The organism is Bacteroidales bacterium (assembly GCA_021648725.1).
GTDB lineage: Bacteria > Bacteroidota > Bacteroidia > Bacteroidales > JAADGE01 > JAADGE01.
This window is the reverse complement of the sequence record JAKISF010000005.1, coordinates 23,193-43,429: the sequence shown is the minus strand read 5'-3', so window position 1 is coordinate 43,429 and position 20,237 is coordinate 23,193. Positions and strand designations below refer to the sequence as shown.

General features: G+C 32.5%; 16 protein-coding genes. 8 read left to right on the top strand and 8 right to left on the bottom strand.

Translation table 11 applies throughout. The features are described 5' to 3' along the window. Nucleotides 1–37 precede the first annotated feature (37 nt). The gene (locus L3J35_03070; GenBank protein ID MCF6365161.1) at nucleotides 38–1,669 is read left to right on the top strand and encodes an acyl-CoA carboxylase subunit beta; all 1,632 of its coding nucleotides are present in this window, start codon (nucleotides 38–40) and stop codon (nucleotides 1,667–1,669) included. A 59-nt stretch (nucleotides 1,670–1,728) separates the two neighbouring features. Here the strand turns inward: L3J35_03070 and L3J35_03065 are convergent, their stop codons facing one another. The 4 genes from L3J35_03065 to L3J35_03050 all read right to left on the bottom strand — a co-directional run bounded on the left by L3J35_03065 (nucleotide 1,729) and on the right by L3J35_03050 (nucleotide 6,662). Further along, nucleotides 1,729–3,288, bottom strand: a complete 1,560-nt coding sequence (locus L3J35_03065) for a hypothetical protein (protein ID MCF6365160.1) — start codon at nucleotides 3,286–3,288, stop codon at nucleotides 1,729–1,731. Between the two features lie 118 nt (nucleotides 3,289–3,406). Further along, a complete protein-coding gene (locus L3J35_03060; GenBank protein ID MCF6365159.1) occupies nucleotides 3,407–5,017 on the bottom strand; it encodes a hypothetical protein in 1,611 nt (536 codons plus the stop codon). A gap of 239 nt (nucleotides 5,018–5,256) precedes the next feature. Then, nucleotides 5,257–5,805, bottom strand: a complete 549-nt coding sequence (locus L3J35_03055; protein ID MCF6365158.1) for a hypothetical protein — start codon at nucleotides 5,803–5,805, stop codon at nucleotides 5,257–5,259. After that, nucleotides 5,802–6,662, bottom strand: coding sequence for an SDR family oxidoreductase (locus L3J35_03050; GenBank protein MCF6365157.1), 861 nt, complete (start codon nucleotides 6,660–6,662; stop codon nucleotides 5,802–5,804). The genes L3J35_03055 and L3J35_03050 overlap by 4 nt, the downstream gene beginning before the upstream one ends. A gap of 93 nt (nucleotides 6,663–6,755) precedes the next feature. Between L3J35_03050 and L3J35_03045 the strand changes: the two genes are divergently transcribed. Then, nucleotides 6,756–7,202: a hypothetical protein gene (locus L3J35_03045; protein ID MCF6365156.1), complete on the top strand. Its 447-nt coding sequence runs from the start codon at nucleotides 6,756–6,758 to the stop codon at nucleotides 7,200–7,202. A 36-nt stretch (nucleotides 7,203–7,238) separates the two neighbouring features. Next, nucleotides 7,239–8,180, top strand: coding sequence for an XdhC family protein (locus tag L3J35_03040; GenBank protein MCF6365155.1), 942 nt, complete (start codon nucleotides 7,239–7,241; stop codon nucleotides 8,178–8,180). 88 nt (nucleotides 8,181–8,268) lie between these two features. Here L3J35_03040 and L3J35_03035 read toward each other — a convergent pair whose 3' ends face one another. From L3J35_03035 to L3J35_03025, 3 genes are read right to left on the bottom strand one after another with little or no spacing between them, the layout of a single operon-like run. Next, on the bottom strand, nucleotides 8,269–9,546 hold the full coding sequence (locus L3J35_03035) for a DUF5689 domain-containing protein (protein ID MCF6365154.1): 1,278 nt from the start codon (nucleotides 9,544–9,546) through the stop codon (nucleotides 8,269–8,271). An 11-nt stretch (nucleotides 9,547–9,557) separates the two neighbouring features. Continuing rightward, nucleotides 9,558–10,349: a DUF5689 domain-containing protein gene (locus tag L3J35_03030; GenBank protein MCF6365153.1), complete on the bottom strand. Its 792-nt coding sequence runs from the start codon at nucleotides 10,347–10,349 to the stop codon at nucleotides 9,558–9,560. 17 nt (nucleotides 10,350–10,366) lie between these two features. Then, a complete protein-coding gene (locus tag L3J35_03025) occupies nucleotides 10,367–13,114 on the bottom strand; it encodes a TonB-dependent receptor (GenBank protein MCF6365152.1) in 2,748 nt (915 codons plus the stop codon). A gap of 103 nt (nucleotides 13,115–13,217) precedes the next feature. On the opposite strand from L3J35_03025, the gene L3J35_03020 reads away from it, so the two are divergent. The 5 genes from L3J35_03020 to L3J35_03000 all read left to right on the top strand — a co-directional run bounded on the left by L3J35_03020 (nucleotide 13,218) and on the right by L3J35_03000 (nucleotide 19,208). Continuing rightward, entirely contained in the window at nucleotides 13,218–14,270 is a 1,053-nt protein-coding gene (locus L3J35_03020; protein ID MCF6365151.1) for an endonuclease/exonuclease/phosphatase family protein, read from the top strand. A gap of 88 nt (nucleotides 14,271–14,358) precedes the next feature. Then, the gene (locus tag L3J35_03015; GenBank protein ID MCF6365150.1) at nucleotides 14,359–15,174 is read left to right on the top strand and encodes a choice-of-anchor J domain-containing protein; all 816 of its coding nucleotides are present in this window, start codon (nucleotides 14,359–14,361) and stop codon (nucleotides 15,172–15,174) included. A 108-nt stretch (nucleotides 15,175–15,282) separates the two neighbouring features. Beyond that, entirely contained in the window at nucleotides 15,283–16,308 is a 1,026-nt protein-coding gene (locus L3J35_03010; protein ID MCF6365149.1) for an endonuclease, read from the top strand. 98 nt (nucleotides 16,309–16,406) lie between these two features. Continuing rightward, entirely contained in the window at nucleotides 16,407–18,560 is a 2,154-nt protein-coding gene (locus L3J35_03005) for a S9 family peptidase (protein MCF6365148.1), read from the top strand. Between the two features lie 84 nt (nucleotides 18,561–18,644). Next, nucleotides 18,645–19,208, top strand: a complete 564-nt coding sequence (locus L3J35_03000; GenBank protein ID MCF6365147.1) for a hypothetical protein — start codon at nucleotides 18,645–18,647, stop codon at nucleotides 19,206–19,208. Nucleotides 19,209–19,273: 65 nt separating this feature from the next. Here L3J35_03000 and L3J35_02995 read toward each other — a convergent pair whose 3' ends face one another. Continuing rightward, nucleotides 19,274–20,233 carry a flippase-like domain-containing protein gene (locus tag L3J35_02995; protein ID MCF6365146.1) on the bottom strand — a complete coding sequence of 320 codons (960 nt, stop codon included), beginning with the start codon at nucleotides 20,231–20,233 and terminating at the stop codon, nucleotides 19,274–19,276. Nucleotides 20,234–20,237 lie beyond the last annotated feature (4 nt).

The following is a 20,237-nucleotide window of genomic DNA, read 5'->3' as shown; positions in this document are numbered from 1 at the left end:
TCATTACTTTTATAGCTTAAATATCTCAATAATTACGATGAATATAGAATTTAATAAAAACGAAGATTTTAATAAATTAGCCGTTTCTGATTTAAAACAACGATTAACTGATGTTTTTCTCGGAGGAGGTAAAAAAAAGATTGAAAAACTGCATTCAAAAGGTAAAATGACTGCCCGAGAACGAATTAATTATCTTATTGACAAAAACAGCAGAACAATTGAAATAGGAGCATTTGCCGGAGAAGGCATGTATAAAGAATACGGAGGTTGCCCGTCAGCAGGCGTAGTTGTTGTAATCGGCTACATTAAAGAACGAATGTGTGTAATTGTTGCAAATGACGCTACGGTAAAAGCCGGTGCCTGGTTTCCGATAACCGCAAAAAAGAACTTACGTGCTCAAGAAATTGCAATGGAAAATCATATCCCAATTATATATTTAGTTGACAGTGCAGGGGTGTTTTTACCGATGCAAGATGAAATTTTCCCCGACAAAGAGCATTTCGGGCGAATTTTCAGAAATAATGCAAAAATGTCGGCTATGGGAATTATACAAATTGCTGCCGTTATGGGAAATTGTGTTGCCGGCGGTGCATATCTTCCCGTTATGTCCGATGAAGCAATTATTGTGAAAGATACCGGAACAATTTTTCTTGCAGGTTCATACCTTGTAAAATCTGCAATAGGTGAAAATGTTGATAACGAAACGCTCGGCGGAGCAATTACACATACAGAAATATCAGGTGTTGTAGATTATAAAGCAGATAATGATAAAGATGCACTTGATAAAATAAAAAGTTTAATTGATAAAACTTGTAACAGCGAAAGAAAATACTGTTTAAATAGAAAGAAAAACATTGAACCGAAAAAAGACCCAAAAGAAATATACGGCATTCTTCCTGATAACAGAGAGAAGCAATACGATATGAGAGAAATTATTGAGCGTTTGGTTGATAATTCAGAGTTTGAAGAATATAAAAAAGACTACGGGAAAACATTACTTTGCGGTTATGCCGAAATTGAGGGCTGGCCTGTCGGAATAGTTGCAAATCAAAGAACAATTATAAAAAGCAAATCCGGAGAAATGCAATTCGGCGGTGTAATTTATTCTGACTCTGCTGATAAAGGTGCTCATTTTGTAATGAACTGCAATCAAAAAAAAATACCTATAGTTTTTTTACATGACGTAACAGGCTTTATGGTAGGAAAACGTTCGGAACACGGCGGAATTATAAAAGACGGTGCAAAAATGGTAAATGCAGTTGCAAACTCTGTTGTTCCTAAATTCACGATAATAATAGGAAATTCATACGGTGCCGGCAATTATGCAATGAACGGAAAAGCATACGACCCCAGGCTAATTGTTGCTTGGCCTTCTGCAAGATTAGCAGTAATGAGCGGTGCAAGTGCCGCAAAAACTTTACTGCAAATACAAATTGCTTCATTAAAAGGAAAAGGGGAAAAAATTTCAGAAAAAGAGCAGGAAGAATTATTATCTGAAATTACTGAAAGGTACAATAAACAAACAAGTCCTTATTATGCAGCAAGCCGTTTATGGGTTGATGCCGTGATTGAGCCTACGGAAACAAGAAAAATAATTTCAATGGGTATTGAAGCCGCATCTCACAATCCAATTTCGGAAGATTATAAAACAGGAGTGATAAGAACATAAAAAAACGCAGTTTATTAAAGCTGCATTTTTGAATTATTATATTGAGGAAATTTAATATATTAAAACCGAAAGCCGAAAGTAACTTTAAAAAATTGTTTTTTGTTTTCTGCAATTGCTTGCGGCTCTGTTATGTTTCCGATTGGATTATCAGGAAAAATATCAGTTGCATTATATAAATTTAATTTTTCTGTTGTCGGTAAAAACGAGTATGAAAAATCAATATAAGAATGCTCTGATGCAAACCCTAAGCCTCCCGAATAAACCGATTTTGCATTACTAAAACCTTCATCGGCTGAATAAGGACTTGAATAAAGTGCATAACCTCCTCTTACTTTCATAAATCCGAAGTTAAATTCTGCACCTGCTCTTATGTTATGTGTTTCTTTATAGATGTTTCCTATTCTGTTATTTGCAGTACCGAAATCGTTACCGGAATCATCGAAATATGAATTTCTTAATTCGGCTGAAGAATAATCAACATACTCATAATCAAGACTTAATATCATAGGGACAGTAAAAAACTTTCCTATCTTATACGAATCTAAAATAAAAGCAACTCCTGCATTTGCTCTGAATGGAGTTTTTAATCTCCATTCAAAAATATTGTCATCAGATTCAGAATTATATTCAGAATTACCGTCTGCATCAGCAACAGGATATCTTACATCCATAGACGTAAAGTATTCATCGGTAAAATCATATAATGTTGAAGTATGAACTGCACCGCCTATTCTTAAAAACTTTACAGGCTGAAAGATCATTCCGAATTTAGCATTAATTCCGCTGCCCTCGGTATAAAGCGTTTCATTAAATTCAATTCTGTTAGGGTTTACTAAGGTGCTGTCTCCCGGACTTTCGATAATTTCTGCATTAATCGCAGGGAAGTTTGTTTCGGTATAAGTAGATTTATATTTATAATTTACTGAAGTAAAACCTATTGTACCTCCGAGATATAAAACATCATTAATATTTGTCCCTAAAGTAAAACTAAATTCTCCTACACCTCCGCTTGTTCTTATTTCTTTAGTTTGAGTAAGTCCGTATGTTCCGTCATCTGTTAAAAAACTCCAATATTCTCCGGTGGTTAAATCTTGATTGTACAGCCATGTATTCCATGCTAAATCTTCTCTGAAAATACTTGCTCTGTCATTATTTTCGTTATAAATCATGAAATCTAATATTGAACCGTTTTGATTATCTGCCGAAACATAAGTTTTATTTCTGAAATCGTTAAAACTGTTATATGCCATACCTAAACTGAATGATTTTATTATTCCGTTGGTTTTAATTGTATTAACATAGGCAATATTTGAAAAATTAAAACCTATTTTTCCGTCATTTATAGTGTTATCTGAAAGTGTTGCTTTTGTGTTGCTTACAATAAAATTGGGTGTAAATGCAACTTGTCTTGAGTTAAATACGGCAATTCCGGCAGGGTTTATCATTAATGACGAAAAATCTGCACCTACTGCCGATAAGGCATTTCCCATAGCTTCGGATTTTGCCGTACTTGAATAAAATTGTTGACTGTATCTCAGAGCTTCAATATGATTTTGAGAAAAAACCGTAATCATAGCAAAGATAAAAACAGATATCGTTATTATTGTTTTTTTATACATAATGTTTCTTTTATAAGGTTTTAGTTGGTATAGTTTTCCTATTAATATTGATTTTGTGTCAATACTTTTAAGAAAACAGTATCAAGCCGATATCGACTTGACACTATTATGATTTTTATTACCTTCCGGATCTTGAAGAAGAACTTCTTGAGCTGCTGCCTGAACTTCGTGAACTGCTGCCTGAACTTCGAGAGCTGCTGCCGCTGCTGTAACTTGACCGGTTGCTGCTTCCTGAACTTCCTGAACTTCGTGAACTATTGCCCCCCCTGTTATAACTTGATCTGTTGCTGCTTCCTGAACTTCGTGAGCTGCTTCCGCTGTTATAACTCGGTCTGTTACTGTTACCGGAACTTCGGCTGCTGTAATTTGAACTGTTACTGCTTCTCGGTCTTGAATAAGAGCTGTTACTGCTTCTGTTAGAACTGCTGCTGTAACTTGAGCGAGAACTGTTACTCGGTCTGTTATAACTTGAACTATTTCTGTTATAATTATTACTTCTTGAATTAATATTCGAATTTGTTCTTGTGTTTGAGTTTCTGTTATAATTCGTATTATTGTTTCTTATTGAATTTGAATTTCTGTTATAGCTGTTATTTGTGCTGTTACCGGAACTTCTGTTAATTGTTGAATTACCTGTTCTGTTTCCGGTATTTCTGTTATAAGAATTACTTGTACTGTTTGAACTTCTGTTTATAGTTGTTCTGTTCGAATTTGTTCCGGAATCATATCTGTTGTTTGTTGAATTTGAATTAGTTCTGTTACTATTTCTGTTAATTGTGCTGTTTCCCGGATTGGTTCTGTTATTCAAATTTGAATTTGTTGTATTTCTGTTATTTCTGTTAACAGTATTGGTTCCTGTGTTTGTTACTCCCGGATTTATTCTGTTTCCGTCCGATCTTCTTATTGTTGTGTTTCCGGTATTAGAATTTGTACTGTTTCTTATCACATTTGTTCTTGTGTTATAATCAGGATTTGACCCTACCGTGCTGTTTCTTATTACGCTGTTTCTGTTTGTTCCGTTATTTGTTCTCACAGATGTTCTGTGTCTGTTTCCGTAAGCATAGTTATTGTTGCTGTAACCGTATGATTGTGAGTAAGAGTTTCCATAGTATCCTCCGTATCCGTAAGAACTTCCGTATCCGTAATATCCGTCATAATAACCATTTCGATATCCGTGATTATATCCGTGATTATATCCTCTTCCGTAACCACTGTATCCGTACCGTCCCCACGAACCGTAATAGTATGGTCTGTAATAACTATAGTTCCAGTAGCTGTATGGAGAATAGTAGTTGTAGTATGAATAATAGCTCGGATAATAGTAAGAATCCCAACCTCCGTAACGATAATAATCGTTATAATAGTCTGACATTATATATGTGCTGCCGTGAAATCTTCTGATTCTTGAAGAATAAGAAGGGTAATCATTGCTTATATATACATTAACATCACTATCTCCGTCATTATCTATAACATATGTAACATCTCCCTGATTGTCATCTGTATAAACAGTAACATTATTTTCGGCAGAATTTTCATCGGCATAGTTGTCATATACTCCTTCATCATTATTATTTTCTACAACAGTTGTGTTATTATCATCTGTGATAACAACTGTTGTTGTTTTTGAAGAAGGGTACGCATCATCATAATAATGCACTACTCGAGTTGTTGTACAAGAACTCAGAATAAAAAGTGCGGGTGCGATTAATAATAAAATTTTTTTCATTTTAATTTCCTCCTATTTAGTTTGATTTATATTTGATTTTTTTATTTCAATTATTATATTCCAAAAATTATACCACAGTTCTGAATCGTGTATTAACAAGGACAATGCGTAAATTTTACATTACATGAATTTAGTATAATTAACAATGCAAAAAGTAAAGAGCAGAGCTTATTTTGTATTACAAAGTTTACCAAAACTGTTAATATCTTTGTTAATAATTATTTTTCTGAGAAAATTCTTCAAAATATAACAACTCTGTCTTTCGGAAATTTTTCTCTTACATCCGGAGGTAAAATCAAATCTTTGAATTTATTTGAAAAATCTCTTGTTTTCTCCGAAATTAAATTTTGAATTTCTTCAATTGCCTCGTCACCCACTGCATACGGGAACATATCAGAAACAAGCATTTTATCTTTCAAGAAAAAACCTGCAATTTGATACTCTTCTGATGTTTGCACATTCTTATTTTTAACCATACAAGTTTTTAATCTTTCTTCAATAACAGCCTCATTATCGAAAACAACATTAAGGTTTGATCGAAAAGAACTTAAATAGTTTTGAATTTTCTCGGTACTTTCTTTTGACATTTCTGATGATAATTTTTTGATACATTCAGAACACAGTGCATATTCAAAAATCATTTTAAAAGACTTTGTTTTTTCGTTGTATTTAAATGCCTTTTCAATTACGTAACCATTTTCATACTTTAAAATATTGCCCTCACAAAAAACACATTTTTCAAAAAGGTTACCTGTTTTATCTGAAAAAAAGATGTTGTTTATTTTCATGATTTTCGATTATTTTCTTTAATTCTTTTTCCGATTGCTGTCCATTGTTCCTTTGTAACAGAATCAAGCCAATTAAATTCTCCGGCACCGCCGAGCCATTCTCCCCCGTCAATTGTTACTACTTCGCCGGTTATATATCCTGAAAAATCAGATATTAAATATGTTGCAAGATTTGCAAGTTCACTATGCTCTCCTACCCTTTTTAACGGAATTTTATTTATTAACTTTTCTTCAAACGAATTGTCGGGAAATAATCTGTCCCAAGCTCCTTTTGTAGGAAAAGGTCCGGGTGCAATTGCATTTAACCTTATTTTATATTTACCCCATTCGGAAGCTAATGACCTGGTAAGATTTAAAACACCTGCTTTACTGATTGCTGACGGAACAACATACCCCGAGCCGGTAGATGCATAGGTTGTTACAATATTCAATACAGTACCCGGCATTTTGTTTTTTATCCAATACTTTCCCATTGCGAGCGTAAAATTATATGTTCCTTTCAAAACAATATCAACAATTGTATCAAAAGCTTTGTAACTTAACAATTCGGTCGGACTGATAAAATTACCGGCAGCATTATTTAATAAAACATCAATTTTGCCGAATTTTTCAATTCCCTTATTAATAACATCTTCGTTTTGAAATGGTTTCCTTACGTCTGTTTGCACGGGTAAAACAGGATTACCGAATTTTTCTGAAATTTCTTGTGCTGTTTTCTCTAAAATTTCAAACTTCCTGCTTGTTATGACTAAGTTTGCTCCGAGTTCAGAAAATCTTTCTGCCATTGATTTCCCCAAACCTGTACCTCCGCCGGTAATTAAAACTGTTTTTCCTTTTAAAAGGTTCTCTTTATACATAAAAATTTATTAACTTTAAAACTGTATAAAAATACATTTTTTTTCGCTTCATATCATAAAAATTCTAAATTTGGTGAAAATTTATTTTAAATTATGATTCAAGAAAAACAAAAAAAAGACTATTATGCACCGATGCATACAGCTGAGCATATACTAAACGGAACTATGGTGAAAATGTTCGGTTGTGAACGTTCGGAAAATTGCCATATAGAAAGAAAAAAATCAAAATGTGATTTTAAATTAGAGCAAGAACCTACGGAAGATGAGATAAAAAAACTTAATGACACTATTAAAGAAGTTATTAATAAAGAATATGACGTAACAGAAAGTTTCATGAGTTTTGATGAAGCTGATAAAAAATTCAATCTTAAAAGGATAACAAAAGAACAAAATCCGACCGTAAGAATTATAAGCGTAGGAGATTATGACGATTGTCCGTGCATTGGAAAACACATTTCAAATACAAGGGAAATTTCAAATTTCAGAATAACAACAACTTCTTATAGTGACGGTATTTTCAGAATAAGGTTTAAAATATAAATTTTATCATTAATAACTTATTAGCCCTTTTAAAAAATGGATATTTGGAACAGAATACTTATAAATTTAAAACAAAAAAAGAATTTAGTACTTCTCATAGTTGTTGAAAACAAAGGCAGCAGTCCGGGAAGGCAAGGGTTTAAAATGCTGGTTGTTAATGACGGTAAAAGATACGGTTCAATAGGCGGAGGTGCAACTGAGCATAAAATGGTTAACAGAGCTGAAAAAATGTTAGCAGAAAACATTACCAAACCCGAAATACATGAACAAATTCACAGAACAGATGATGAAATGCACAGTTCAGGAATGATATGTTCAGGAGAAAACAAAGTTATTTTATACCCTCTTTATGATATTCATATTGATAATATTCAAGAAATTGCCGGGCATGCAATTTTAAAAGATGAAATAACGGTTAAAATCAGCACTGCCGAATTTCGCTCTAAAGCCGGGGCTACAATTCCGGGGCAGTATGAGTTTGTAAATAATATATATAAAGAAGTTATAGGTTATAAACATTTTGTATATATAATAGGAGGCGGACACGTGGGGCTTGCATTATCAAAACAAATGAAAATGTTAGATTATTACGTTAAAATTTATGATAACAGACCGGAACTTGACACACTTGTTGCAAACAAAGATGCAAATGAAAAACATATAATAAAATATGACGATATTGAGAGTTATATTCCGGAAGGAGAAAATATTTATATTATTATTGCAAGTTTCAGCCATGCAAACGATAAAAAAATACTTTCAAAATTATTAAACAAAAAAGTTGCATACCTCGGTATGATGGGCAGCAAAAATAAAGTAAAAGAAATTTACTCTTTACTCGAAAAAGAAGGTTTTAAAAAAGATGACTTCAAACATGTTTCTGCTCCGATAGGCGTAACAATTAAAAGCGAAACACCCGCAGAAATTGCAGTAAGTATTGCTGCTGAAATTATTCACATTAGGAATACAAATAAATAATCATTCCCTCTATCGAACTAAATTTAAAAACACAAAAAAACCGACAAAATAAACTTGTCGGTTTTTTTATTTTCAAAACAATAAGATTTTAGGGTATTGAGATTGAAATTTTATCAATTTCCCATGTGCTGGCATCAGTTGCGGAGCTTCTATATTTAAATGCTAAAAATACGCTTGCACTTCCTCCGAATGCTGAAACATCAACATCTCCGGAGCTAACCCATGTCCAATCGAAACCGGAAGGATAATTTATTCCGGTTAATTTTGTCCATGTTCCGCTTGTGTTAGGATTACTTGTTCCGTCATAATCAGTACACATATATACTTCAACATCGTTGGTTCCGTTTGATGTTCTATAATTCCATGCGTGACGGAAATTAAGCACAATATTCTGATATCCGGACAAATCAATTGCATTTGAAATTAACCAGTCTTCGTTAGCAAAATTTCCTCCGTCATACCCGCTCATTACGGCAGCATCAAAAGAAGAACTGTATTCCCAGATTTGATTATCGCCGATAACACTGTACGCATTAAAAGCTCCCAAGTTTCCTTCAAATGTTTCTTGAAATACGGCACCGCAACGACTGTTATTAAAAACAACTTCGCTCGGATCTCTCAGGGTTAATTGAAATTGGCCGTTATAAATACTTAGTACGGCAATCATGTTTCCGTTACCGGTTGCAATTGTGTCTCTTGCAAAATCTGCATAACCGCTTGTTCTCACAGTAACAGAATTACCGTCACAATCTTCAACAGGAATATCTCTGTCTAATTGAAATTCGGCATCTCCGTATGTTTCTCCGAGAGAATTCAAACCGAACTGAACATCTTTTAAAATAACCAATTGATTAACATAAGAAGCATTAGGTGCCGCTAATGAAAAAGTTTTAGGTTTTATCGGTATTCCGCCTTCAGATTTAAATAAATAATCTTTAATCATAGGCTCTTCAATTCTGCCGATACCGCCTTCATATTCAGCTCCTAATTGTACTACTCCTCCGTATTCTCCGAGATATAAGCCGTTGCACTTTACAAAAATCAAATCACCGATGTGATATGTATTATGTAATTCATAAGCATTAAGGCTTATTTCAATTCCTGCCGTACTGTCCTGAATTACAATTGATTTGTAGAAATTTCCTGTTTTATCGTTTGCAATAACTGTTCCTGAGATAACAACATTTGTATCTAAATAGGTTAATGCTCCCTCGTATAAGTTTACTAATTCGGCAATAGTTGTTGTTGCCTCAATGTCAGTATTGTAAACGGCTTCATCCGGTTCATTAAATTTATTATTAATACATGATGATAGTAAAACCATGCTTATAATTATAAATAACGTAATTTTTATATATTTTGTCATAATATTTATTTTTATTGTTTATTCTGTTTAGCACAACGTGTACCGATAAAATTTACATCATTTCCGGAATTAATTCTTAACTGATAATTTCCGGAAAATTTACTTAATATCGCACTTATTGTTCCGTTACCTGCCGGTAAAGAATCATTTTTAAAATCTACATATTCACTTGTACTTAAAATTATACTGTTTCCGCTGCAATCAGATATTGACCTTTCGGCATAATGTTCGCCCGCAGCAACATAGGTTTGCTGAGGATCATCAAATTGCACATTTTCAATTTTAATAAGTGAACCTATTAAAGAATCAGCATTTGCTAAATTATCAAGTGTGATTACCATCGGTTCAGCCGGAGTTCCGCCTGTTGAAATATCAATATAATCATCAACTTCCACGCTTTTAATTCTGTCAATCGCAGTATTTGAGCCAAGTTTCATTACATCATAATCCATTCCTAAATAAAGACCTTTACATTTAACATAAACCATTTTCCCTATCGGATATTTTTCATAAAGATAGGTTTGGTCAATTTCAATTCCTATTCCGCTTTTTCCTTCTTGTATAAATAATTCTTTATAAAAATTACCGTTTTCGTCACTTGAAATTACGACACCTTTAATAATAATGTCCTCTGTAATTAAAACAGGTTCGTTTACATACATTGCTCTTAGCTCAGAAATTGAAGTGTTTGCCTGCCAAGTTGTAACATATTCGGGAGTAACATCAAAATTTTCTTTTACACATCCGTTTATTATAACAAAAACAGATGCGAAAACTATAGTTATTTTAATAATATTTTTCATATCGATATATAATTAATTTAAAATCTGAAATTTATGTTTAAATAATACTGTAAACCGGAAAAATAATAATATTTCGGCGGAAATTTATCATAGTTACCCAAATCTAATCTGGCTTGCTCGTAACCTCCGGTAATTATATCTGTATTATTTAATATATTAGTAACATTTAAACTTATGTTCAAATAATATTTATAATCAAACCTGAAAGATTTTCCTATAAATGCATCAACAGTAAACGAATCCGGAAGCCTGTCTTGTTCAATTAAAGCGGTATATTCATCGGTAGAGTGGTCAGTATATTTTACGGCATCAACAGTTCTGGTTAAAGCACTGAATGAAAGGTATCTGTCTGCCAAGTAATTAGCACTTACTCCTACCCTCCAATATTTCGGAGCAAAGTATTTAAATCCTGCCGAATAGGCTGTTTGAGGAGTTCCTCCTATTAAAAAGCCTTCAGCATAAACTGTTTCTTTATTATACTGTACTTCGGCACTATTATCAACATAAATACTGAAACTCGGGCGAGATGTCCACCTGTAATAACCTAAAGACCCTACACCGTAAACAGATAAACCCGGCAATATTGTATATTCAGCACCGAGTTCAATACCTTGATGCGTTTTGTTAATTCCGGTCATTACAAAATTTACAAAATTGTTATATTCGTCAAAATAAAAACTTCTTACTTCTGTTTGGTCTTTAAATTCGGTATAAAAAACATCAAGAGTTGCTTTTAGTTTTGAAGATTGCAAAACATAACCTCCTTGTGCAGAAAGAATAGTTTCACTTGTTAAACCGTCAACAATTTGATTTCTTGTTCTGGGAGATACAAATGCGTTTCTGAAATCAGGAGCTTTTGTTAAATATGCAGCATCTGCGTGTAAAAAATGCATACCGGATATTTTATAAGTAGAACCGAATTTTACACCGTAATTAATAAAAGCCGGTTTTTCTGAATCTCCGAAAGAATTATCAGGAAATTTTCCGTTTTGCATATTACCTGTTCTCCAAAAATTTGTATAAGAACCGTTTCCTGTGAAATAAAAGTCAAATTTATTCAAACTGTAAGATGCTTGTGCCCATAATTCCGAATAATTAACGGTGGCATAATAGTCATTTCCGAAAACTTCTCCTACTTCATCAATAATATTATTAGGATATCTGATATCATTGAAATCAACACCTTCTCCGGCTAAATCTCTGCTGGCATATTTATCTATATCAACAATAAACTCTCCTCCTAATAAATCAAGCAAGGTTTTATAATGTCGTGCTTTATAATATCTGTGTTGAATTCCTGCTGTTACTTTAAAATTATCATTCAACATTTTTTTATAAACAGAATTAAATTGAAATTGGTTATTTTCATTTCTTCTGTCTTCAACAATAAACTGAGATTTTCTTCCTGTCAATGTATTTCCGACAATTCCGTCAGCATCATAAATAGTATCAAAGCTGGTATAATTTGCTTGATACATTGCATCCCAATCTATTTGTCGTTCACCGTTTTGGAATTCCTCAGTTCGTCTTGTAATTGCATCTTCACCTGTCATATAACTCGGCAAATATCTGTAATAATCAGGTCTCGGGTCTGCTCCTTCATACCAATTTAAAGAAGTTTTATTATATTTTCCTCTTGAGTAAGACAGTGATGTTTGTAATTTGCTTGAATTATCAATATCCCAATAATGCGTAAAAATAAACATCGGTGTATGAGAGTCTGTAATTTTTGCATTTCTTTTTTCCCCGTCTTGCCACCCCCAATTAGGATTATATTTTTTATGTCCGTTATACAATCCGCTTGTTAAATCATAAACTTCTTGTGTTGTTGCACTTCTTCCGCCTCTTTTTGAAGGAGAACCGAACGCAACAATACCTATACTGTGTTTATCGTTAAACTTTTTTTCGGCTGCCGCAAAATAGGCATAAGCGTCATAAAAAGTTCCTTCAGTATAACCTTCTTCCGCATATCTTTTTGAACCCGAAAAAGCAAATGCCCAACCATTCTCCATCATCCCGGTTGAATGTAAAAACATTGCTCTGTGATAATAGTTTCTGTTTGTGAAAGAGTAAGTAAACTTCGTTCCTACTCTTATTTGCGATGCTCTGGTGTTAATATTTGTTGATCCGCCTATTCCTCCGAAACCGAAATCAATCTCAGCAATTCCTTTATGTGTTTCAGAATTTCTCACGGCATCATTTAATCCTCCCCAATACGCCCAAACTGCACGCCCTGATTCCATATCATTAGTTTGCACACCGTTCATGTGTAAATCAGAATATTTATTGTCATATCCTCTTAACCTGAATCTCATAGGACCGAAAGTATATCCTGCTGTTGATAAAAACACATCTCTCGAGCCATGTAAAATTCCTGACACATTTGTTTGCAAATCATCATCACCTCCGCTTAATTCATCATTTGAAAGTTCAATAATCGCATCTTCTCCGCCTATGTGATTTTCAGACATCAAAATTTCTCCGAGGTTAACATCTGAACTTCCAATCTTAATTTTTTGGGAAAAATTATCAAAATCTGCAAAAGACAGTTTTAATGAATATGTACCTTCCGGAACATTTAAAAGCTCAAATTTACCTGTATTATCAGTTTTTGTACTAAATTCAGTTCCTTGTAAACTGACAATTACACCGGACAAAGCTTTTTGTGTATCTTTGTCTTTAACTGTTCCTGAAATTTTGCTTTGTGCATATATTGTTGAAAATGCAAAAACAAAAAATAGGGACATAAAAAAAAGTCTTCTCATAATCTCTATTTTTGTATATTAAATTTTTATTCTAATTTTGAATTCTTTTTTAAAAAGGGTGGCAAATATAATATTTTATATATAAATACTAAATTATTAAAAGATGTTTAATAAAATCTTAAAAACTAAAACAATATTTATTCTTTTTTCAGCATTAATTTTTACGTCTGAAATACAAGCTCAAAAAAAACAATATAAGGTTGCATGTGTCGGGTTTTATAATCTTGAAAATCTTTTCGACACTATAGACTCTCCTGACACTTACGATTATGAGTTTCTGCCGAGCGGAAAAAAAGTATGGACAGGTGAACGATACTATAAAAAGCTGAATAAAATGGCTGATGTTATTTCGCAAATAGGTGATGAAGTTATAAAAGGAGGACCTCATATATTAGGTGTTTCTGAAATTGAGAACAGAAGTGTTTTAGAAGATTTAATTAAAATGCCGCAATTAAAATCTTCGAATTATGGCATCATTCACTATGATTCACCGGATGAGCGTGGTATTGATGTCGGTTTAATATATCGAAAAGATTACTTTAAAATATTACACACAAGTTCTCATGTATTAAAATTCAGTTTTGATTCAACAGACGAAACAAGGGCACAACTTGTAGTAACGGGTATTTACGACGGAGACACTCTTAATTTTATTGTAAACCACTGGCCTTCAAGAGGCGGCGGACAAAAAATAAGTGAGCCTAAAAGAAATGCCGCAGGCGACTTGTCTCGTTTGTTAGTTGACTCCATTTTATTTTTAGATACCGATGCAAAAATAATTGTTATGGGTGATTTAAATGACAACCCTGATAATGAAAGCGTAAAAAAACATCTTTTTTCAAACAGGCATATTAACAAACTTAAACCCGGAGAACTTTTTAATCCGTATTACAATGTGTATAAAAGAGGTGTCGGCACAACGGCTTACAGAGATGCATGGAGCTTATTCGATCAATTAATAATTTCGCAAGGGCTGATTTCAGAGGATAGGAGTTCTTTTGTTTACTGGAAAACAAATATTTTCAGAAAAAAATTTATAATAAGCACCGAGGGAAGATATAAAGGTTACCCGAAAAGAACTTTTTCTTTTGATTTATTTCAAAACGGATACAGTGACCACTTTCCGGTATATTTATTTTTAATTAAGGAAAAATAAAAATTAAATATTTATTGATTATCCAATTTTATTTTTCTAACTTTGGAAACTATTTTAAATATTTTTTATTCACTTAAATTTTTATAAAATGAAAAAACGTTTACTATTAATTGTTATTATCGCATTTGCTTTTTCAGGAGCAAACGCACAGATTTTATCTGAAGATTTTGAATCTACAGCAGGTGACGGAACAGACATTGTATTAACAGGGTGGACTAACTCTGCTGAAGTCGGCACAAGAGCATGGCAAACTAAATCATACAGCAATTTATATGCTCAACTAAGTTCATACGGATCGGGAGAAGTAAACCAAGGCTGGTTAATTACTCCTTCTTTAACTTTAGACGGAACTAATGACTTTTCTTTTGATGTAAATATCGGCTACTGGACACATGTCGCATTAACAGTTTTTATTTCTACCGACTTTGACGGTTCAAATATTGCAGGAGCTACATGGACAGATATTACAAGTAATTTTTCTATTCCTACAACACCAACAGTCGGATACGGAACATTTGCAACAGCAGGAACAATGAGCTTATCTTCATATACCGGTACAGCTTATATTGCATTTGTTTATGACGGAGATGATACAGGTGCAGGTGAAACCACAACAGTCCAAATTGATAATATTCTCGTTACAGGAACAGTTTCTGTTTCTGAAATAAACAGTAATTTATCAATTTATCCTAACCCTGCAACTTCAGTGTTAAATATTAACAGTGATTCTAACATTAAAAATATTGCAATTTCTAATGTTATAGGTCAAAGGGTTATGAATGTTAATGATATTAACGCAAATAATTACAACTTGAATGTCAGAAACTTAACAAACGGAGTTTATTTAATCAATATTGAAAATATTGACGGTACTTCAAGTATTGCTAAATTTGTAAAAAAATAAAACCTTAGGTTTTAAAAGCAAAAAAAGACGTATCATTAAAAGGTACGTCTTTTTTTATTAAAAAATAATATCTTTGCATTCATATTTTAATTAAATCAATATCACAAAATGAGAAAACTACTATTTTTTGCAATACTCTTTCTATCTTCTAATTTAATTTTTTCACAAGCTCAGCCTCCCTCCGATTTGTCGGGAAGTGCTTTAAGAACCTGGCTTAAAACCAATTGGTATGACGGGTATCATAATACATTAGGATATGACAATGCTCGTAAACAAATGTACAGTTATATTGACAAGAAATCAGACGGACAAGTTTATTGTGTTTATACAGGATTTCATCAAACGGCAAGTAACACAACATATTTGAATCCTATTAATTGCGAACATACAATTCCTCAATCTTGGTTTGGCAGTGCTGATCCTATGGTTTCGGATATTTTTCATCTTTTCCCTACACACGGAGATGTAAACGGAGCAAGAGGCAGTTTGGATTTTGCAGAAATAAATGATAATTCAACAGACAAATGGTATATTGTAAACGGTTCAAACAGCGGTTTAACCGTATTAACCTCAACACCTACATCAAATATTGATGCATACAGTGAGCTAAATACAAGTTCAAACTTTGAACCGAGAGAAGACCATTGCGGTGATGTTGCAAGAGCAGCATTTTATTTTTACACTATGTATCCGACACAAGCCGGTTCCATAACCGGTTTAGCAAGTTTACAAACTTTGTACGATTGGCACTTACAAGATCCGGTTGATGCTTGGGAACTTCAAAGAAACGACAGAACAGAAAGCAGTCAAGGAAACCGGAATCCTTATATTGATTATCCCGAAATTGCCTGCAGAGCTTGGAACTTAACATGTGTAGTAGGAGTTGATGAACTTAATAAAGAAATTACGATTATCCCGAATCCGAGTTCAAACTACATCGAAATTAACTCGAAAGGCCTAACAATGAAAACAATACACATTTATAACTTAATAGGAAAGAATGTTTTAAGTTTTGAGAATTTACAACAAAATAAATTTAGCTGTAATATAAGTATGCTCAACACCGGAATCTATTTTATAGAAATAACAGACATTAATAATAAAAAAATACTTAAGAAACTTATTAAAGAATAAAATACAAGTTTCATATAATAAACTCAAAGCCGACTTTCTAAGAAAATCGGCTTTTTTTTCTATATTGCGTTTTCTAAAAATTTATTAAACTTGATAACATGAAACGATTATTATTTACAACAATATTTTTAAGTTCTGTTTTATTTTCTTTCTCGCAAAATAAGAAACTAACAATTGAAGATGCCGTTACAGGGCAATGGCGACAATTTTATCCTGAGCACATTAACGGAATTCAAACTTATGCAGAAGATAATTTTACTTATGTAAAAGATTATAAAGAAATTATTTTGATTAATAAAAAAGGGATAAGTACAAAATCACTTGTTAGTCTTGAGCAAATTAATTCTGCATTAAAAGAAACCGGGAATAATGAGATTAAATATTTCCCATATTGGGACTATTCTTGGTTAAGTGCAAATCAATTATCTTTTAAAGCAAACGGGAACTATTATATTTACAATTTAAAGAATAAGAAATTTGATTTCAGCATTGTTATTCCGAAAGAAGCTAAAAACATAAAACCCTGCGAAGCAAATAATTATGTTGCTTACACTATTGATAACAATTTATTCTTTTCAGACTCAAAATCAAAAACTGTTCCTGTTACGGAAGATGCAAATAAAGGAATAGTAAACGGAAATTCATATACTCACCGTCAAGAATTCGGAATTGATAACGGTATTTTTTGGTCTCCTTCGGGTAATTATATTGCTTTTTACAGAAAAGACGAAACTATGGTTGCTGATTATCCTCTTGTTGATATTACTACAAGAATTGCAACTTTAAATAACACAAAATATCCTATGATTGGTGAAAAAAGCGAAGAAGTTACTCTCGGAATTTACAACTTAAAAACCGGGAAAACTGTCTTTGCGGATGTTACGGACTTTTCAAACGAACGTTACCTGACAAGCATAACTTGGGACTCTAATGAGAAATATATTTATATAGGAGTTTTAAACAGAGGGCAAAATCATCTTAAATTAAATAAATATGATGCTTCAAACGGAAAGTTTATTAAAACACTTTTTGAAGAAAAAAATGACAAATATGTAGAACCCGAACATCAATTAATTTTTACCGACGATATGGAAAATCAATTTATTTGGTACAGCGAAAAAGACGGATTTAATCATTTATATTTATATGATACCGAAGGTAAGTTAATACGACAACTTACAAAAGGGAATTGGATTGTAAAAGATTTTCTCGGTTTTGATTCTAAAAATAAAGACTTTTTTATTACTGCAACAAAAAACAGCCCTATTGAAAATCACTTGTATAAAGTTAACTTCACAACCGGAGCAATTAAAAAATTAACAAATGAAAAAGGGGTTCATAATGTTGTACTGTCAAATTCAAAAAAGTATATCTTTGATTCTTATTCAAATACGAAAACACCAAACAACAACTTAATAATTGACAATAAAGGAAAAGTTATTACAAACATACTTTCGGCAAAAAATCCTTTAACAGAATATAATCTCGGAGAAATAACATTAGGTACGATAAAAGCAGCTGACGGAAAAACAGATTTACACTATAGATTAATTACACCTCCCGATTTTGATAAAACTAAAAAATATCCCGTAGTTGTTTATGTTTACGGAGGTCCTCATGCACAATTAGTTACAAACTCATGGCTCGGAGGTGCACGTCTGTGGAATTTTTATATGGCACAAAAAGGCTATATCATGTTTACCATTGATAACAGAGGCTCCGACAACAGAGGTTTTGAATTTGAAAGCATAATTCACCGGCAATGCGGACAAGAAGAAATGAAAGACCAAATGAAAGGTATTGATTTTCTGAAAAAATTATCTTATGTCGATTCAAACAGAATAGGAGTTCACGGGTGGAGTTACGGAGGATTTATGACAACTTCTTTAATGATAAATTACCCGGAAACCTTTAAAACAGGAGTTGCAGGCGGACCCGTAATTGATTGGAAATATTATGAAGTTATGTACGGAGAACGTTATATGGACACACCCGAAGAAAACCCCGAAGGTTTTGAAAAAACAAGTTTACTGAATAAAGCAGGGGAATTAAAAGGACGGTTATTAATGATTCACGGTTACCAAGACCCGGTTGTTGTCCCGCAAAACAGCATTGATTTTATAAAATCATGTATTAATGCAGGAACAGATATTGATTATTTTATTTATCCTGAAAGTGAACATAATATGCGAGGAAAAGCACGAGTTCATCTTATGAAAAAGATAACGAGGTATTTTGATGATTTTTTATAGTTTTTATGTTTTACAATAGGAAATATATTCATAATATTATATACTTTCGTAAACTTAAATTTAAAACCACAAAAATTATTAGTTATGAAAAAATTATTAGTAAGTGCATTAATCTCAGTTTTTGCATTTTCTTTTACAAATGCACAAGAATCAACATTTTCGGAAGGAGATAAAGTTATCAATTTAGGAGTTGGTTTGGGAAGTACTCTCTATACAGGAAGTGGTTTTTCAACAACCGTTCCTCCTATTTCTGCTTCTTTTGAATACGGAATATTAAATGATGTATTAGAAAAAGGATCCGTTGGTGTGGGCGGATACTTAGGATATACTGCTGCAAGAGCAAGATATAACTGGTTTGGAGACATATACGGATATGACTATACAAGCTTTATAATCGGTGCACGCGGAAGTTTTCACTATCCGTTAGTCGAAAAACTTGATACTTATGCAGGTATGATGCTTGGATATAATATAGTAAGTGTCAGTGAAATCGGTGATGTTTCTTTTGGAACTTCAACAACCGGGAGTGATATTGCATGGTCTATGTATTTAGGCGGTCGTTACTGGTTCAATCCTAAAATAGCAGGAATGGTAGAATTAGGTTACGGAATTGCTTATTTGAACTTAGGCGTTGCGTTTAAACTATAAAAGAGTACTTAAAAATAAAGAATGCCGATTTATATTTTTAAATCGGCATTCTTATTATCTAAACTTCATAACTTTGTTAAATAAAACAAACCGGCTCCTATAATTGCCGGAACAGCCAAGTTAATAATCCACAGTAATGCTGTTGCAGCAATTATTCCCGGAATATTTATCGAAAACATTCCTATAAAAAAAATTGCTGCACTTCCTCTTATTCCTATTTCGGTTAATGTAAAAGAAGGTATTATTGAACTTATAAAATATGTAAGAGCAACCGAAATAAAAGAATTAAAGAAGCTTATTTCAACATTAAATAATACAAGTAAGAAATAAAACTGGCAGGAAAAAACAAAATACCTCAAAGAACTGAGAAACAACACAATAGCAAGCTCTTTCTTCTTATAACTTGTTAAAATTTCTATTGCTTTTATAAACTTCTCAGATTTATTAAACCTATTAAGCAAAGCCTCAATAAAGCGTAAATTAAACAATACAAATAAAGTTAAAAATAAAACAAAAATTGCCGTTACCTTTATAAATAACAGTGAGTTTGGGTTAATATTTTGAATTTTATTATCATAAAGAAATAAAAAAGTAATTCCTGCAATAACACCCGCTAAAATTGTTATTATCATTTGGCTTAAACTTCCGGTTGCAGTTGCAAAAACTCCTTTTGCTCGGTTTTCTTTTTTCAGCACGAAAATTCGCCCGACTAATTCGCCGGTTCTGTTCGGTGTAAATATTGCAAATGTAATTCCTGAAAAAACAGCTTTTAAAGATTTAGAGTAAGAAATTTTTTCAACATTTTTTAACAGAAATTTCCATTTTATTGTTTCAACAAACCAATTAACAGGCATCAATAAAATTACAACAGCAAAAAACAGTACTTGATAACTATCAAATTCAGGAAAGTTAATTTCAGAAATATTATTTTGCTTTAATTTATACAATATGTACCATAAAGACAATGATACAATTACCGTTTTCAAAATAAAAATTAATACCTTTTGAACTTGTTTTTTTTGCACCGGA

Excerpts from the sequence above, each read along its gene's own strand:
- L3J35_03070 (MCF6365161.1), top strand. The coding sequence starts at position 38 with ATGAATATAGAATTTAATAAAAACGAAGATTTTAATAAATTAGCCGTT.
- L3J35_03010 (MCF6365149.1), top strand. The coding sequence starts at position 15,283 with ATGAGAAAACTACTATTTTTTGCAATACTCTTTCTATCTTCTAATTTA.
- L3J35_03050 (MCF6365157.1), bottom strand. The coding sequence starts at position 6,662 with ATGTATAAAGAGAACCTTTTAAAAGGAAAAACAGTTTTAATTACCGGC.
- L3J35_03000 (MCF6365147.1), top strand. The coding sequence starts at position 18,645 with ATGAAAAAATTATTAGTAAGTGCATTAATCTCAGTTTTTGCATTTTCT.
- L3J35_03025 (MCF6365152.1), bottom strand. The coding sequence starts at position 13,114 with ATGAGAAGACTTTTTTTTATGTCCCTATTTTTTGTTTTTGCATTTTCA.
- L3J35_03020 (MCF6365151.1), top strand. The coding sequence starts at position 13,218 with ATGTTTAATAAAATCTTAAAAACTAAAACAATATTTATTCTTTTTTCA.
- L3J35_03060 (MCF6365159.1), bottom strand. The coding sequence starts at position 5,017 with ATGAAAAAAATTTTATTATTAATCGCACCCGCACTTTTTATTCTGAGT.
- L3J35_03035 (MCF6365154.1), bottom strand. The coding sequence starts at position 9,546 with ATGACAAAATATATAAAAATTACGTTATTTATAATTATAAGCATGGTT.
- L3J35_03005 (MCF6365148.1), top strand. The coding sequence starts at position 16,407 with ATGAAACGATTATTATTTACAACAATATTTTTAAGTTCTGTTTTATTT.
- L3J35_03055 (MCF6365158.1), bottom strand. The coding sequence starts at position 5,805 with ATGAAAATAAACAACATCTTTTTTTCAGATAAAACAGGTAACCTTTTT.
- L3J35_03015 (MCF6365150.1), top strand. The coding sequence starts at position 14,359 with ATGAAAAAACGTTTACTATTAATTGTTATTATCGCATTTGCTTTTTCA.
- L3J35_03040 (MCF6365155.1), top strand. The coding sequence starts at position 7,239 with ATGGATATTTGGAACAGAATACTTATAAATTTAAAACAAAAAAAGAAT.
- L3J35_03045 (MCF6365156.1), top strand. The coding sequence starts at position 6,756 with ATGATTCAAGAAAAACAAAAAAAAGACTATTATGCACCGATGCATACA.
- L3J35_03030 (MCF6365153.1), bottom strand. The coding sequence starts at position 10,349 with ATGAAAAATATTATTAAAATAACTATAGTTTTCGCATCTGTTTTTGTT.
- L3J35_03065 (MCF6365160.1), bottom strand. The coding sequence starts at position 3,288 with ATGTATAAAAAAACAATAATAACGATATCTGTTTTTATCTTTGCTATG.